This is a genomic window from Treponema sp. SP13 (genome assembly GCF_050938355.1).
In the GTDB taxonomy this organism is placed as follows: Bacteria; Spirochaetota; Spirochaetia; order Treponematales; family Treponemataceae; genus Treponema_D; species Treponema_D socranskii.
Genome location: NZ_JADOVM010000027.1, coordinates 1 through 206 on the forward strand (window position 1 = coordinate 1; position 206 = coordinate 206).

At 51.0% G+C, this 206-nt stretch carries 1 tRNA gene; it reads right to left on the reverse strand.

The features are described 5' to 3' along the window. Window positions 1–26 precede the first annotated feature (26 nt). Window positions 27–100 (reverse strand) — tRNA-Ile (locus tag IZU26_RS13045). Window positions 101–206 lie beyond the last annotated feature (106 nt).

A 206-nucleotide genomic window follows, 5' to 3' on the forward strand; every position in this document is an offset into this window, starting at 1 on the left:
CCTCACTTCTGTCCTTTTTTTGAATCTGGGACAGAATAGAGTTGAACTATTGACCCCCGCCTTATCAGAGCGGTGCTCTAACCAACTGAGCTACTGTCCCGTGTTTGATAATAGCCGCACTTCCTGCTGCCCGAGGGCACAGGGAAAGAAAGAAAGCGGACGCTGTCTGAAAACACTCTCGTGCGGACAGTATCCTCCGACGCATA